The sequence below is a fragment of the Micromonospora echinospora genome (assembly GCF_900091495.1).
GTDB lineage: Bacteria > Actinomycetota > Actinomycetes > Mycobacteriales > Micromonosporaceae > Micromonospora > Micromonospora echinospora.
The window spans coordinates 5,417,496-5,433,860 of sequence record NZ_LT607413.1; the positions used below are offsets into that span (position 1 = coordinate 5,417,496).

Consider the following 16,365-nt stretch of genomic DNA (forward strand, 5'->3'; position numbering starts at 1 on the left):
CGCCCCGGGCGGCCCGGGGATCGAGGTGGCGTGTGGAGTTGGCGCGAGCGACGAATCGGACCGTCCGGCTGCGGAACCGGTCGGCGCTGTTGTCCAGGCTCTTCCTCGACGGCCCGTTGACCCGCCAGCACCTGATGCGCAGCACCGGTCTCAGTCAGCCCGCCGTCAGCAACGTGGTGGCCGACCTCATCGACGAGGGGCTCGTCGCCGAAGCCGGCGTGGCCGAGTCGGACGGCGGCCGGCCGGGCATGATGCTGCGGGTCGCGCCCCGGTACGCCTTCGTCGTCGGCGTGGACGTCGGCGAGACCCGGATCCGGGTCGAGCTGTTCGACTTCGCGATGACCCTGCTGTCCAGCGTGGAGTACCCGCTGGACCCGGCGCGCACCGAGCCGTCGGCGGTCGCCGGGCACGTGCTGGCCGGCATCGACACGGTCACCGCCCGGGCCCGGGTCGCCCCGGCCGACGTGCTCGGGGTCGGCATCGGCGTCTCGGGCGTGGTGGAGCAGGGCGCCGAGGCCGTGGTGCACGCCCAGGCCCTCGGCTGGGGTCGGGTGCCGTTGGAGCGGCTCATCCGCGCCGGCACCGACCTGCCGCTGCACATCGACAACGGCGCGAACACCCTCGGCCAGGCCGAGATGTGGTTCGGTGCCGGCCGGGGCGCGCGCCATGCCGTCTTCGCGCTGGTCGGGTCCGGCGTGGGGGCGGCCGTGGTGACCGACGGGGCCGCCTACCGGGGGGCGTCCAGCAGCGCGGGGGAGTGGGGGCACACCACGCTGGTCTACGGGGGCCGGTCCTGCCGGTGCGGGGCCCGGGGCTGCCTGGAGGCGTACGTGGGCGCGGAAGCGGTCATCGACCGGTACCGGGAGGCCCGGGGTGGTCGGGCGGTGCCGGGCGCGGACGAGGAGTCCCAGCTCGCCGCCCTGGTCGAGGCGGCTGCCGAGTCGGCCACCGCTCGCCGGGTGCTCGACGAGACGGCCGGCTATCTCGGTGCCGGGGTGGCCAACCTGATCAACCTCTTCAACCCCGAGCGGGTGGTGCTGGGTGGCTGGGCGGCGATGGCGCTCGGCGACCTGCTGCCCGCCGTGCGCTCGGCGGCCGGCCGGCAGGCGCTGCGCCAGCCGTACGAGCAGGCGTCGATCGAGCTGTGCCGCCTCGGTGTGGACGCGGTGGCGCTCGGCGCGGCCACCCTGCCGATCGCCCGGTTGCTCGCCGCCGGTGGGGTGCGCCCCGCCCGTGCCGACCGGCCGCGTCGGAAATAAAACATTGACAAAGATCGATGTCTTGACTCCGGTGTCCCGCCGCCGTGACACTCACCAGAGAGCGCTCCCCGGCCACGTGCCATCCCGACGGGACCCATCCCGACACCCCGGCCGTCCCCGCGCCCCGTCGCGCCGGCGTCCGCAGCCCTCTACCGACAGGCGAAGTGATGACAACTCGCGCTCGTCCCGTACGCCCGAGAACCGCCCGACGACCTCATCCCCGTATCCTTTTCGGCCTGGTCGTCGCGCTCGTCGCGGCCCTGACCCCGACCGCCCTGACCCCGCCGGCGCAGGCCGCGCCGGTGCTGCTGTCCCAGGGGCGACCGGCCACCGCCTCGTCCACCGAGAACGCCGGCACCCCCGCCGGGGCGGCCGTCGACGGCGACACCGGCACCCGCTGGTCCAGTGCCTTCAGTGATCCCCAGTGGCTCCAGGTCGACCTGGGCACCCGCGCCACCCTGAACCAGGTCACCCTGGCCTGGGAGGGCGCGTACGCGCGGGCGTTCCAGATCCAGACCTCCGACGACGGCAGCACGTGGCGCACCGTGTGGAGCACCACCGCCGGCACCGGCGGCACGCAGACGCTCACCGTCTCCGGCAGCGGCCGGTACGTGCGGATGTACGGCACGGCGCGGGCCAGCGGCTACGGCTACTCCCTGTGGGAGTTCCAGGTCTACGGCGAGACCGGCGCGGCACCCACCTGCGGCGCCACCAACGCCGCCCAGGGCCGCCCGGCCACCGCCTCCTCAGTGGAGAACGCCGGCCTGCCCGCCTCGGCGGCTGTGGACGGCGACCCCGGCACCCGGTGGGCCAGCGTCGCCGCCGACCCGCAGTGGCTCCGCGTCGACCTGGGCGGCGTCCGCACCCTCTGCCGGGTGGTGCTCAGCTGGGAGGCCGCGTACGCGCGGGCGTTCCAGATCCAGACCTCCGACGACGGCAGCACGTGGCGCACCGTGTGGAGCACCACCGCCGGCACCGGCGGCACGCAGACGCTCGCCGTCTCCGGCAGTGGCCGGTACGTGCGGATGTACGGCACCGCCCGCGCCACCGGCTACGGCTACTCCCTGTGGGAGTTCCAGGTCAACACCACCGACGGTGGCGCCGTGGACCCGGTGGAGCCCACCGACCCGCGCAACCCGAACCTCGGTCCCAACACCTACGTCTTCGACCCGTCCACGCCGACCGCCACCATCCAGAGCCGGCTGGACAGCCTCTTCGAGCAGCAGGAGACCAACCAGTTCGGCCCCCAGCGGTACGCCGTGCTGTTCAAGCCCGGCAGCTACACCGCCGACGTCAACCTCGGCTTCTTCACCCAGGTCGCCGGCCTCGGAATGAGCCCCGACGACGTCAACCTCAACGGCCACGTCCGGGTCGAGGCGGACTGGTTCGGCGGCAACGCGACGCAGAACTTCTGGCGCGCGGCGGAGAACCTGTCGGTGACGCTGCCCGCCGGGGTGGTCGTCGAACGCTGGGCGGTCTCCCAGGCCGCGCCGTACCGCCGGATGCACCTGCGCGGCGCGCAGAACCAGATCCAGCTCTGGAACGGCGGCGACGGCTGGTCCAGCGGCGGCCTGATGGCCGACACCCGCATCGACGGCCTGGTCGTCTCCGGCTCCCAGCAGCAGTGGTACTCACGCAACAGCGAGTTCGGCAACGGCTGGACCGGTTCGGTGTGGAACATGGTCTTCCAGGGGGTGGCCGGCGCGCCCCCGCCGCACTTCCCCAACCCTTCGCACACCGTCATCGCCCAGACGCCGAAGATCCGCGAGAAGCCGTTCCTCTACGTCGACGGCACCGGCGAGTACCGGGTGTTCGTCCCGGCGCTGCGCACCAACTCCACCGGCACCAGCTGGTACGGCAGGACCCCGGCCGGCTCGTCGATCTCGCTGAGCCAGTTCTACGTGGTCCGACCGGGCACCAGCGCGGCCACCGTCAACGCCGCGCTCGCCCAGGGCCGGCACCTGCTCTTCACCCCCGGCGTGCACCACGTCACCGAACCGATCCGGGTCGACCGCGCCGACACGGTGATCCTCGGTCTCGGTCTGGCCACCATCCAGGCCGACAACGGCACCGTCGCCATGCGGGTCGCCGACGTCGACGGGGTGAAGGTGGCCGGCATCATGTTCGAGGCCGGACAGACCACCTCGCCGGTGCTCATGGAGGTCGGCCCGCCCGGCTCGTCGGCCGACCACGCGGCCAACCCGGTCTCGCTGCACGACGTCTTCTTCCGCATCGGCGGACCGGGCGTCGGCCGGGCCACCAACACCCTCACCATCAACAGCGACGACGTCATCGGCGACCACATGTGGCTGTGGCGCGCCGACCACGGCGACGGGGTCGGGTGGACGGTGAACACCGCCGACACCGGCCTGACCGTCAACGGCGACGACGTGACCACGTACGGCCTCTTCGTCGAGCACTACCAGAAGTACCAGACCGTCTGGAACGGCAACGGCGGCCGGACGTACTTCTACCAGAACGAGATGCCGTACGACCCGCCGAACCAGGCCGCCTGGATGAACGGGGCGACCCGGGGTTACGCCGCCTACAAGGTGGCCGACCAGGTGACCAGCCACCAGGCGTGGGGACTGGGCAGCTACTGCTACTTCAACGTCGACCCGTCGGTGGTCGCGGACCGGGCCATCGAGGCGCCGACCAACCCGAACGTCCGGTTCACCAACATGGTCACCGTCTCCCTCGGCGGGGTCGGCACCATCAACCGGGTGGTCAACACCACCGGCGGCACCGCCAACACCGCCAACCAGGTGGTCTACCTGACCAACTACCCGTAACCGCCATGCGTTGGTCCTGCCCGTCCAGACCGTCGAGCTGGACGGGCAGGACCGGGTGGGACCGGTGGGATCCGGAGGCCGTGGGTCACGGGGACACCGGGACAGGGCGGTGATGTGTCCCGGATGCTGCCCAGGTGGCCGGGGGCGGGCTGCCGGGACGGGCATGAGGCGCACAACTGCGCACACTGGCGCAATTGCCTCCCAAGTGGACGGAAACCCTTCACTCCGGTAGTAGGCTTTGCCCTTGGAGCGAGCTTCATCCGTTTGATCATTCTTCAGGTGGAGAGGCACAGGATGACCACTTCTCGACTGCTTCCGATGGAACGCACCTGTCCCTACGCCCCGCCGGCCGAGCACGTCCAACTGCAACGGGACGCACCCGTGGCCCGGGTGACGCTGCCGGACGGATCGTGGGCGTGGGCGCTGAGCCGACTCGACGACATCCGTGCGGTCTTGACCGATCCGCGGTTCAGTTCCGACCGCCGGCGGGAGGGGTACCCGCTGGTCACCGCCGAAATGCGCGCCGCGTTCTCCTCCGAGCGACCGTCCATGATCGGGCTCGATCCGCCGGAACACGGGGTGGCGCGACGGGCGGTCGTCGGGGAGTTCACCGTCCGCCGGATGAACGCCCTGCGTCCCCGCATCCAGCAGATCGTCGACGAATGCATCGACGCCATGCTCGCCGGGCCGTGCCCGGCCGACCTCGTGTCAGCGCTGTCGATGCCGGTGCCGTCGCTGGTCATCTGCGAGCTGCTCGGTGTGCCCTACGCCGATCACGAGTTCTTCCAGAGCCGCTCCGCCACGCTGCTGCGTCGCTCCATCCCGACCGTCGAGCGTCGTGCGGCGGCCACCGAGGTTCGTGAGTACATGGCGGGACTCATCGCCGAGAAGACGCGGACGCCGCCCGACGACCTGCTCGGCCGCCAGATCGCCCGGGGCGCGGACCCGGAGGAGCTGGCGGGCCTCGGATTCCTGTTGCTTATCGCCGGGCACGAGACCACCGCCAACATGATCTCGCTGGGCACGATGGCGCTGCTGGAACAGCCAGAGGCGCTGGCCGCGCTGAAGGACGATCCCGCCGTCACGCCCCGGGCCGTCGAGGAACTGCTCCGCTACTTCACGATCGCCGAATTCGCCACCAACCGGGTCGCGCGGGAGGACGTCGAGGTCGGCGGCGTCCTGATCCGCGCCGGCGAGGGCGTCATCACGCTCGCCAACACCGCGAACCGCGACCCGGCCGCGTTCGCCCACGGCGACACCCTCGACATCGGGCGCGGGGCCCGTCACCACGTCGCGTTCGGCTTCGGTCCTCATCAGTGCCTTGGGCAGAACCTCGCCCGGATCGAACTCCAGATCGTCTTCGACACCCTCTTCGCCCGGGTCCCCGGCCTCGCACTCGCGGCGTCTGTCGAGGACCTGCCGTTCAAGGACGACGCCGGCGTCTATGGCCTCTACTCCCTCCCCGTCACCTGGTAGGAGACACGATGCAGGTGACCGCGGACCCGACCCGCTGCGTCGGTGCCGGCCAGTGCGTACTCACCGAGCCCACGGTGTTCGGCCAGGACGACGACGGCACGGTCGTTGTCCTCGACGACCGCCCCGCGGACGACGCGACGATGTCCCGAGTGCGGGAGGCCGTCCACATCTGCCCCGGCCGGGCGCTGACCCTCGACGAACCCGGGACCTGACGCGGCTCCGCCACCCGGCCGTGACGATTGACATCCTTCGCTCACACCCACAGAGTGACACCGATGGTGGGGGGAGCGGACGGGCCGACGTTGCTGGCCGGGGTGGACATCGGCACCACACACACCAAGGCCGGGGTCTACCGGCCGGACGGCACACCCGTGGCGCAGCGACAGGCGGCCACCCCGTCCGACGCCGACGGGTTGCGGGCCACCGCGCTGCGGCTGCTCGCCGAGTGCGTCTCGGCCGCGCCGGCACCGCCGCTGGCCGTCGGGGTGTCGAGCATGGCGGAGACCGGGGTGCCGCTGGACGCCGACGGTGACCCGATCGGTGACCTGCTGCACTGGCGGGACCGCCGCGCCCACCGGGAGGCCCACCAGATCGGCGAGACGGTCGGCCGGGCGCCGTTCTTCGCCGCGACCGGCCTGCACCCGAGCGCGAAGCTGCCGCTGGCCCGCTGGATCTGGCTCCGCCACCACGATCCCGACCGGACCCGGCGGATGGCCCGCTGGGCGAGCAGCGCGGACCTGGTGCTGGCCGCCCTCACCGGCACCCTCGCCACCAGCCCCACCCTGGCCGCCCGCACCGGCGCCTTCGACATCCGCGCCATGGCGTACGCGCCGGACCTGCTCGACCTGGCCGGACTGCGGCCCGATCAACTGCCCCCGGTGGTCGCCGCCAACCGGGTCGCCGGGCGGACCACGCGCGCGGTGGCGACCCGCACCGGTCTGCCGGCCGGCACTCCGGTCGTCCTCGCCGGCCACGACCACCTCGCCGCCGCCTGGGCCGCCGGAGTCCGGGGGCCGGGCCGGACGGCGGACTCGATGGGCACCGCCGAGACGGTGCTCACCCCGGTCGCGGCGGTGCCGGCGATGCCCGCCGCGCCCACCGGCATCTCGGTCGGCCCCTTCCTCGACGGCCGCTCCTACTGCCTCATCAGTGGCCTGTCCAGCAGCGGCGGCCTGGTCGACTGGTGGCTGGAGCGCTTCGCGCCGCCCGGCTGCCCGGACCGGTACCGCTGGTTCACCGACCTTCTCGGCACCACCACTGACCCCGAACCCACCGGCATCGTCGTGCAGCCGTACCTGCACGGGCGGGCCAGTCCCCAGCCGGACCCGCACCGCACCCTGTCGTTCCACGGCATCCGGCCGGAGCACCACCTCGCCGACATCGGCCGTGCGGTCCTCGAAGGGCTCTGCATGCAGGTGCGCTGGATGCTGGAGAGCCAGGCCACGATCAGCGGCCAGCGCCCCGAGACGGTGGCAGTCTTCGGCGGCCCCACCGCCAGCCCCGCCTGGATGCGGATCAAGGCCGCGGTCATGCCGGTGCCCGTGGTGGTGCTGCCCGAGCACCGGTCCGCCGTGCTCGGCGCCGCGCAACTCGCCGGCCGGGCGATCGGCGTCCAGGACCGTACGCCCACCTCACCACCGCCCCGGCCCGCCGCCCCGCCCGACGCGGCGTGGGAGACGGCGTACCGCTCCCGGTTCCTACCGTTGGTCACCACCCCCGCCCCACCTGGCAGTTGACGAAACGCCGGTGCCGTTGCAACGCGACGTCGCTGGCTGCGGCCTCGGCGTTCCGGCACGGCCGGTCCGGCAGAACGACCGGCAGAACCTCGTGCGGAAGACGCGCTCCCGGGCATGGCGAACGTCACAAACAGTTCCCCGGATGCTGGCGTTGACCTGCGGAGACGTCGTCGCTCCCGGTGGTTGCCCTCGCCGGCGAAACCATTGCGGCACCCTTTCGCCGCCGCTACGAAACGTGCGGGTGACCTGATTCCGGACACCCGTACCCCGATCGCGCAGTGACGCCGATCGACCCACCCGAAGTGGAGACGACCCCCTCATGCGACAACGCCGTCTTCTGGCGTACGGCGCGCTCGGCGCCACGCTGGCGACTCTGCTGGTCGGAGTCACCCCCGCCACCGCCCAACCCACGCCGGCCCCGTCGGCTCCGTCGGCTCCCACCGTCGGTGACGCGGAGCCCACCCGGAGGCTGACCCTGTTCACCGGCGACCGGGTCACCGTGCGAGGCCGGGAGGTGACCGTCGCCCCCCGCGACGGTGTCCACTTCGTCCGCCTCCAGCGGGACCGGGCCGACTACGTCATCCCGTCCGACGCCATCCCGCTGCTGCGGGCCGACCGGCTGGACGAGCGGCTGTTCAACGTCACCGCCCTGCTCGAGTTCGGCTTCGACGAGCTGTCGTACCTGCCCCTGGTGGTCTCCGACGCGACCGCCGTGCGCGGCCTGGACACCGGGCGTGAACTGGAGGCGGTCGACGGGTTCGCCACCCGGGTGCCGCTGGCCGACCTGGCGAAGACCTGGCAGACCACCCGCACGTCACTGACGCGCGGCAAGGTCTGGGCCGACGGTGTCCGCCAGTCCAAGCTGGAGACCAGCGTGCCGATGACCGGTGCCCCGGCGGCCTGGGCGGCCGGGTACGACGGCACCGGGGTGAAGGTCGCGGTGCTCGACAGCGGCATCGACGACAGCCACCCCGATCTCGCCGGGAAGGTGGTGGCGCGCCGCAACTTTGTGCCCGAGATCGAGACCGCCCTGGACCTCAACGGACACGGCACCCACGTGTCGTCGACGATCGTCGGCAGCGGGGCCGCGTCGGGCGGGAGGTACAGGGGGGTGGCGCCCGGCGCGACCCTGCTCGACGGCAAGGTGTGCTGGAACGCCGAGGGCCGGGGCAACTGCTCCGACTCGGCGATCCTCGCCGCCATGCAGTGGGCGGCCGAATCCGGCGCGACGATCGTCAACATGAGCCTGGGCGGCCAGGACGCCGTCGGTGTCGACCCGCTGGAACAGGCGGTCAACGACCTCACCGCCGAGTACGGCACCCTCTTCGTCGTCGCCGCCGGCAACTACAACGGCTGGCAGTTCCGGGTCGGTTCGCCGTCCACGGCGGACGCGGCGCTGTCGGTGGCGAACGTCGACCGGGCCGGGGAACTGAACTGGTCGTCGCTGCGCGGACCCCGGATCGGCGACTACGGCGTCAAGCCGGACATCGGCGGGCCGGGCACCGAGATCACCGCCGCCCGCTCGCCGAGCGCGCTCGGCCACCTGCCGACCGGGTCGTACTTCGCCGCCACCGGCACCTCCATGGCCGCCCCGCACGTGGCCGGCGCCGCCGCCCTGCTGACCCAGGCCCACCCGGACTGGAAGGCCACGCAGCTCAAGGAGGCGCTGATGGCCACGGCGGCACCGAACCTGGCGTACGACGTCTTCGCGCAGGGCGCCGGCTTCGTCGACGTCGACAAGGCGCTGCGCCAGCCGGTCACCGTCAGCCCGGCGTCGCTCAGCCTCGGGGTGCTCGAGTGGCCGCACACCGAGGCGCCCACCGCGCGGACCATGACCTACCACAACCGCGGTGACCGGCCGGTGACGCTCGACCTGGCCCTCGACGGCACCGCGCCGCCGGGCCTGCTGACGCTGAGCGCGACCACCCTGACCGTGCCGGCCGGCGGCGACGCGACCGTCCAGGTCACCGTGGACGAACGGGCGAGCACCTCGTACGGCCTCTACAGCGGGCGACTGGTGGCCACCGCCGGTGACGTCACCCTCCGGACGCCGTTCAGCGTCTACCACGAGGAACCGGCGGCGGGTCTCACCATCGACGCCATCGGCCGGGACGGCGGTGCCCCCGCCACGGTGCTGGTCGAGCTGGTCAACCCCGACCCGCAGAACTACGCCAGCCATACGTTCTACACGTCGAGCGCGTCGCTGCGGGTGCCGCTGAACAGCTCCTGGCGGCTGTCCGCGTACATCGAGGAGGCCGACGGCACGGTCTCCCTGCTGACCGACAACCGTCTCGTCGCCGGCACCGACCGGAAGGTGGTGCTCGACGCGCGGAAGGCGCGACCGCTCGACATCACCGTCCCGGACCGCCGGGCGCGGGCGCAGGACGCCTCGGTCATGGTACTGCGCGGCGGCGACCGGCTGGTCACGTACGCCGGTGTCACCGGCGATCTGGACAAGATCCTCACCGCCGACGTCGGTCCCACCGACCTGCCGGGCGTGACCACCCAGGTGCACGCGGTCTTCCAGGGCCCCGCCCGCCGGGACAGCGCCCCCGACGTCTACCAGTTGGGCTGGCGCATCCGGGGCTCCTTCGTCACCGGCCTGGTCCGGCACGTCTCGCGCGAGGACCTGGCCACCGTGCAGGCCGAGTACGCGCAGAACGCGACCGGCGTAGCGGCGTGGCGCATCAACGGCAGCCCCGACCCGGACTCCGGCGGTGGCGGGCTCATGCTGACCAGTCAACTGCCGGCCGTGGCGACGCCGGGACGCCGTACCGAGTACTACAACGGTGACGTGCCGTGGCTGACCGACGTCCAGGAGGAGACCGTCGACGGCGGCCTGTTGATCCTCAACCTGGCGACCACGGAGCCGGTCACCTACCGGCCCGGCCGCCGCTACGTCGAGCGCTGGAACGGCACGGCGCTCAACACCACCCTGATCCCGCAGAACGGCGGCTCACCGGCCGTCGCGCGGCAGGGCGACTCGATCCAGGCCGCGCTCACCGGCTACACCGACGGGGCCGGCCACGTGGGTCTGCCGTACTCGATGACCAACCACCGGTTCACCCTGCACCAGGGCGACCGGCTGGTCGGCGAGCACACCTACCTGTACGGCTCGTGGCAGGTCGCCCCGGAACCGACCACCTACCGCATGCGGTACGCGTTCGACCTGCCCGAACCCTACCGGCTGTCCCGGCGGCTGGAGACGGAGTGGACCTTCACCACCTCCGCCGCGCAGCAGGGCGCGCTGCCGCTCACGTCGATCGGGTTCCGGCCGGCGCTGGCGCTGGACAACAGCGTCCGGGCGGGCAGCCGACTGACCGTCCCGCTGACGTTCGCCCAGCAGGCGACCGCAGGGCGGGTGACGTCGGCGACGGTGTCGGTGTCGTTCGACGACGGCCGCACCTGGACGGCGGCGCCGACGGCGGAGAAGCACGGGACGTACACCGCCACCGTGCGGCATCCGAGGGACAGCTCCGGGTTCGTGTCGCTGCGTGCCACCGCCGTCGACAGCGCGGGGAACACCGTCACCACCACCGTCTACCGGGCCTACCAGGTCAGGTGACCGGTGTGAGGCACGCGGGGCCGGGCGGTCCGGGCCCGGCCCCGCGTGGCTCAGGAGACCCGTCGACCGGGCGGCGAGCCGAGTTCCGCGAGCCGGCCGAGGGCCTGGTCCACCAGGTCCGCCGGCCCGACCTGCCGGGCGATACGGACGGCCCGCCGCAGCTCGCCGCGCGCCTCGTCCACCCGGCCCAGCCGGGCGAGCGCGCCACCCAGCCCGTACCGGCACCGGGCCTCGCTCTGCCGTACCCCGGCCCGTTGCAGCAGGGGCAGCGCCACCCGGAGACTGGTGGCCGCGGCGGCCCAGCGGCGCAGTGCCAGCAGGCTCAGCCCGACGTTCAGGTGCAGGTGGCCGGCGGTCAGGTCACCGACCTGCGGGGACGGTGCCCGACCCGGATCGGTCAGCAGCGCCTCCAGCCGCCGGTAGTGCGCGATGGCCTCCCGGTGCCGGCCGGCCTGGGCGAGGCTGCCGGCCAGCAGCGACAGCGCCTGCGCGTAGCCGTCCCGGTCCCCGGCGGCGTCCAGGAACGGCAGCGCCCGCCCGGCCGCCGCCTGCGCCTCGGTGGCGTCGCCCCGACGTCTGGCGGCGGTGCCGAGGTAGGTCCACGCCCAGCCCTGCTGGTCGAGGTCGGCCACGGTGGTGGCCAGGCGCAGCGCCTCCCGGGCCGGCGCCTCGGCCAGGTCGGGACGCAGCGCGCAGGTGCTGTACGCCCACGACACGTAGTTCAGGTGGACGGCCTGGCCGCGAGGATCGCCGAGCGCCTCGGCCGAGGCCGCCGACATCTGGTACACCTCCAGCCAGTTCCGCCAGTGCGTCCACCGGTCGGAGAACCAGTGCATGGCGTCGGCGACCGCCATCACCTCGGCGTGCCGTCCCGCCCCGAAGGCCGTGCGCAGCGCGCCGAGCCAGTTCCGGCTCTCCTGCTCGATCCAGCGGCCGGCCTCCTCGGCCGAGGCCGGGCCGTGACCGGTCCCGCCGGTGTGGCCCGGCTCGAACCACCGCCCGGCGGCCACCGCGGTGTCGAGCAGCCAGGTGACCACGCGGTCCTCGCTCTCCCGTCGCGCCTGCGCGCTCTCCTCGGCGGCCAGCCGGGCCCGGGCGAAGAGCCGCATCAGGTCGTGGAACCGGTAGCGGCCGTCGGTGGCCGGCTGGAGCAGCCCGAGTTCCGCCAGTTCCTCCAGGGCCGTCTCGGTCGCCCGGACGCCCAGGCCGGCGGCCTGCGCGGCTAGGTCCAGGCCGGCGTCCGGGCCGGGGATCAGGGACAACCGCCGGAACGTACGGGCGGCGGCGACGGACAACTGCCGGTAGGAGAGCATGAACGGGGCCGCGATCTGGAGGTCCCCGGCGACCAGCAGGTCGAGCCGGTCGTCCTGGTCGGCCAGCCGGCGCAACAGGTACGCCACACTCCAGTCCGGACGGCTGAGCAGACGGTTGCCGGCGATCCGCAGCGCCAGCGGCAGGTGACCGCAGGCCCGCACGAGGCCGAGCAGCATGGCGTCCGGCTCGGCGGCGGCGCGGTCCGCTCCGATGATCCGGTGCAGCAGGGCGACCGCCTCGCCCCCGGTGAGGGTGGGCAGGGTGCGCCGCTCGACCGCCTCCAGGCCGGCCAGGGCACGCCGGCTGGTGACGATCGTCATCGTGCCGCCGGCACCCGGCAACAGCGGGCGGACCTGTGCCTCGTCGGCCGCGTTGTCGAGCAGCAGCAGGATGCGCCGGTCCCGCAGCAGCGCCCGGTACCGGGCGCTGCGTGCGTGCTCGTCGCCCGGCACCCCGGTCTCCTCCACGCCGAGCGCGGTCAGCAGCCGGAGCAGCAGGTCGTCCGGGCGTGGCGGGTCGGCGTCGAGGCCGCGCAGGTCGACGAAGAGCACACCGTCCGGGAACGACTCGGCGTACCGGGCCGCGGCCTGCACCATGAGCGCCGTCTTGCCCAGACCGGGTGGCCCGGACACGACCGCCACCACCGGGGTGCCCGGCCGGTCGGGCGGTTCGGCGCTGCGGGCGACGAGATCGCCCAACCAGCGCAGTTCGTCGTGTCGGCCGGTGAAGTCGGCGACGGTCCGGGGCGGGGCCAGCGCCGGGGCCGTCCGGGTGACGCGCCGGCCGGCACGGGCCGTCTCCCGCAGCGCGGTGGCCGCGCCGTCCGGCAGGTCCAGCGCCCGGACGAGCGCCTCGACGGTACGGCGTTGCGGCACCCGGCTGCGTCCCCGTTCCATGTCGCTGATCGCCCGGACGCTGATCCGCGACGCGGCGGCCAACTCCTCGATGGTCAGGCCGGTGTCGGTGCGGTGCCGGCGCAGCAGCAGGCCGAACCGGTTCGGCTCGGCGGCCGGCGGGTCGGGCCGGCCCGGTGCGGCCGGATGGCGTGGTGTCGCCTCCGCGTCGGCGTCGGGCGGTGGGCCACCGCCGGGGGAGCCCATCAGACGGGCGGCAGGATCGCCTCGTGGGCACGGCGCTCCGTGCGGGACGAGTCGATCACCTGCGGCACGTGCCCGATCATGCCATGCCTCCCGCGCCGCACGTCACCTGAGACGAGCAGGGAATCTGCGACCTCTCCGGCCGGCCCGGCGGGCTCGGCGGCCCCGTCGGGCCGGGGCGTCGGCGCCGGCGGTGCCGGGCCGCCGGGAAGGTCGTCTATATCGACGATGATCGTCCAGCGGTATGGTCGGCGTCTGTCTCGATCTCTCTGACCAGCCCGGAAGGGAGCTCCATGAGGAGCATCGTTGCCCGTGTCCTCGCGGTGGCGGGCCTGGCGCTCGCCGTCGTCGCGGTGCCGGTGGTGCCCGCGGTCGGCCCGGCCGTGCTCGGCACGGCGGCCCAGGCGGCGGGCCCACGGCCGGACTTCCAACTGCCGTTCCCCTGCGGGGAGTCGTGGCGGTTGGCCACCTACTACGGCCACGACGACTACGACATCGACATGACCTGGAACGGTGGCGCCAGCAGCGGTCGGCCGATCCTCGCCTCTTACAGCGGCACGGTGGCCTTCGCCGGCTGGGGCAACGGCGGTGGCTGGTACGTCGTCCTCGACCACGGTGCCGGTTGGCGGACGTCCTACCTGCACATGATCGAGGCGCCGCCGGTGCGGGCCGGCCAGTGGGTCGCTACCGGCCAGCAGATCGGCCGGGTCGGCAGCACCGGCAACTCCACCGGCCCGCACCTGCACTACGAGCAGACGCGGGACGGGGTCAAGACCGAGGCGTGGTTCAACGGAGTCCCGTCCGGCATCACCTCGGACGGGAGCCCGCACACCGGACCGCTCTACGTCTCCGGGCCCGTGTCGGCTCCCCGCAGCGTGGTCAGCAACAACTGTGGTGCGGCGGCCCGGCAGGTGTGGGAGGCGGCCAGTAACGCCGGCTGGCGGGCGCTGCCGGTCAGCGGCGCGGCCGGGCCGGTCGTCGGCTCGGCCACCGCCGCGATCGAGCTGAACGGCGTGAAGATCGTCTACACGGTGCAGGACGGCCGGGTGTACGAGGCGGCCAGCAACACCGGTTGGCGCAATCTCTGGACCGGCATCTCCGGGGTGAGCAACTCGGCGTTGGCGGCGATCGCCGTGGATGGTGTGAAGTACGTGTACACGGTGGTCGGTGGTTGGGTGCATGAGGCGTCGAGTGCGAATGGTTGGCGGAATCTGAATTCCGGGATTTCCGGGGTGAGTGGTTCGGCGTTGGCGGCGATCGCGGTGAATGGTGTGAAGTACGTGTACACGGTGGTCGGCGGTGTGGTGCACGAGGCCCACAGCGCCAACGGCTGGCGGAATTTGAACTCGGGGATTTCCGGGGTGAGTGGTTCGGCGTTGGCGGCGATCGCGGTGAATGGTGTGAAGTACGTGTACACGGTGGTCGGTGGCGTGGTGCACGAGGCCCACAGCGCCAACGGCTGGCGGAATTTGAACTCGGGGATTTCCGGGGTGAGTGGTTCGGCGTTGGCGGCGATCAGCGTGAACGGCGTGAAGCACGTCTACACCGTGATCGGTGGTGCGGTGCACGAGGCGGCCAGCGACAACGGCTGGCGCAACCTCAACTCCGGCGTACGCGGTTCGACCGTCTCCGCCCTGACGTTGAACGGCGTGAAGATCCTCTACGCCGCCTGACGGCGGGTCGGTCGGGCGGGGTCGGCGCACGACCCCGCCCGTCTGGCCGTCGCCCGTTCAGTCCCGCAGCGGGTACGGGATGAAGGTGCTGCGGTTCTCGTCCAGGTCGAGCCGCCGGCTGATCGGCGGCGCGGCCCGCTGGGGGCAGCTCATCCGCTCGCAGGTCTTGCAGCCCGGCCCGATCGGCGTCGCGGCCTCGGCGGCGTGCAGGTCCATCCCGGCCGAGTAGACCAGCCGGCCGGCGTGTCGGATCTCGCACCCCAACCCGATCGCGTAGGCCTTGCCGGGCTGGCCGTAGCCGCCGTGGTGGCGGGTGATCGTGCGGGCGATCCACAGGTAGCGCTGCCCGTCCGGCATGGCGGCGACCTGCGTGACCACCCGGCCCGGTGAGCTGAACGCCTCGTAGACGTTCCACAGCGGACAGGTCCCGCCGGTGCGGGAGAACGGGAAGCCGGTGGCGGACTGCCGTTTCGACATGTTGCCGGCCCGGTCGACCCGGACGAACGAGAACGGCACGCCCCGGGCCCGGGGCCGCTGCAGTGTGCTCAGCCGGTGGCAGACCGTCTCCCACCCCATCGCGAAGTGCTCGGTGAGCAGGTCGATGTCGTACCGGCGGCGCTCGGCGGCGGCCAGGAACTGCCCGTACGGCAGGATCAGCGCCGCGGCGAAGTAGTTCGCCAGGCCGACCCGGGTGAGGATCTGGGTCTGGGTGTCGTCGAACCGTTCCTCCTCGACGATCTCGTCGATCACGTCGGCGTACTCCAGCAGCGCGATCTGCGCGGCCATCCGCATCGCCTCCTGCCCGCCGCGCAGCGACGTGGACAGGTGCAGGGTCTGGGTCTGCGGTCGGTACCGGTGCAGTTCACCGCCGAGTTGGCCGGCCTCCTCGCGGGAGATCCGGATCCCGTGCCGCTGCGCCAACCGGTCCCGCAGGACGGCGCGGACCTCGCCCCGGCGCAGCCCGATCCGCGTGGCCAACTGCTCCGCCGCCTCGTCCAGGTCGGGTACGTAGTTCTGCCGCCGGTAGAAGAACTCGGTGACCTGGTCGTGCGGGCTGCGGCCGACCAGGTCCCGGTCGCCGACCAGCTCGGCGAGCTGTTCGTCGAGCTGCTGGTGACGACGGTGCAGTTCGAGCACCGCCTCGGCCGCCTCGGGCAGCCGGTTGGCCAGCTCGGTGAGGTCGGCGATGCCGACCCGGCCGCCCAGCGCCTCCCGCAGCCCGGCGACCAGCCGGGGCGTGTCGTGCGGGGCGAAGACGGTCGGGTCGACGCCGAAGACCTCGGTGATGCGCATGAGCACCGGGACCGTCAGTGGCCGGGAGTCGTGCTCGATCTGGTTGAGGTAGCTCGGCGAGATGTTCAACAGCCGGGCGAGATCCGCCTGACTCAGCGCGCGGTCCTGGCGCATCCGGCGCAGCCGGGCGCCGCCGAAGGTCTTGGTGATCGCCCTCACC

At 72.9% G+C, this 16,365-nt stretch carries 9 protein-coding genes; 7 read left to right on the plus strand and 2 right to left on the minus strand.

All coding sequences use genetic code 11. From position 1 onward, the window contains the following. The first annotated feature begins 32 nt into the window (after positions 1–32). From GA0070618_RS24055 to GA0070618_RS24080, 6 genes are all read left to right on the plus strand, one after another. On the plus strand, positions 33–1,259 hold the full coding sequence (locus tag GA0070618_RS24055) for an ROK family transcriptional regulator (RefSeq protein WP_088983650.1): 1,227 nt from the start codon (positions 33–35) through the stop codon (positions 1,257–1,259). Positions 1,260–1,426: 167 nt separating this feature from the next. Then, a complete protein-coding gene (locus tag GA0070618_RS24060; RefSeq protein WP_088983651.1) occupies positions 1,427–4,051 on the plus strand; it encodes a discoidin domain-containing protein in 2,625 nt (874 codons plus the stop codon). A 318-nt stretch (positions 4,052–4,369) separates the two neighbouring features. Further along, entirely contained in the window at positions 4,370–5,527 is a 1,158-nt protein-coding gene (locus tag GA0070618_RS24065; RefSeq protein ID WP_231931432.1) for a cytochrome P450, read from the plus strand. A gap of 8 nt (positions 5,528–5,535) precedes the next feature. Further along, entirely contained in the window at positions 5,536–5,739 is a 204-nt protein-coding gene (locus GA0070618_RS24070) for a ferredoxin (RefSeq protein WP_088983653.1), read from the plus strand. Positions 5,740–5,802: 63 nt separating this feature from the next. After that, complete coding sequence (locus GA0070618_RS24075) at positions 5,803–7,263, plus strand: FGGY-family carbohydrate kinase (RefSeq protein WP_088983654.1); 1,461 nt, start codon at positions 5,803–5,805, stop codon at positions 7,261–7,263. 319 nt (positions 7,264–7,582) lie between these two features. Further along, complete coding sequence (locus GA0070618_RS24080) at positions 7,583–10,828, plus strand: S8 family serine peptidase (protein ID WP_088983655.1); 3,246 nt, start codon at positions 7,583–7,585, stop codon at positions 10,826–10,828. Positions 10,829–10,878: 50 nt separating this feature from the next. Here GA0070618_RS24080 and GA0070618_RS24085 read toward each other — a convergent pair whose 3' ends face one another. Continuing rightward, positions 10,879–13,242, minus strand: coding sequence for a helix-turn-helix domain-containing protein (locus GA0070618_RS24085; protein WP_088983656.1), 2,364 nt, complete (start codon positions 13,240–13,242; stop codon positions 10,879–10,881). A 290-nt stretch (positions 13,243–13,532) separates the two neighbouring features. Here GA0070618_RS24085 and GA0070618_RS24090 point away from each other — a divergent pair, with 290 nt between their 5' ends. Further along, positions 13,533–14,912 (plus strand): M23 family metallopeptidase, encoded by a 1,380-nt coding sequence (locus GA0070618_RS24090; RefSeq protein WP_088983657.1) that lies wholly within the window; start codon positions 13,533–13,535, stop codon positions 14,910–14,912. A gap of 57 nt (positions 14,913–14,969) precedes the next feature. Here the strand turns inward: GA0070618_RS24090 and GA0070618_RS24095 are convergent, their stop codons facing one another. After that, positions 14,970–16,364 (minus strand): short-chain fatty acyl-CoA regulator family protein, encoded by a 1,395-nt coding sequence (locus GA0070618_RS24095; protein WP_197701622.1) that lies wholly within the window; start codon positions 16,362–16,364, stop codon positions 14,970–14,972. Position 16,365: the final 1 nt, after the last annotated feature.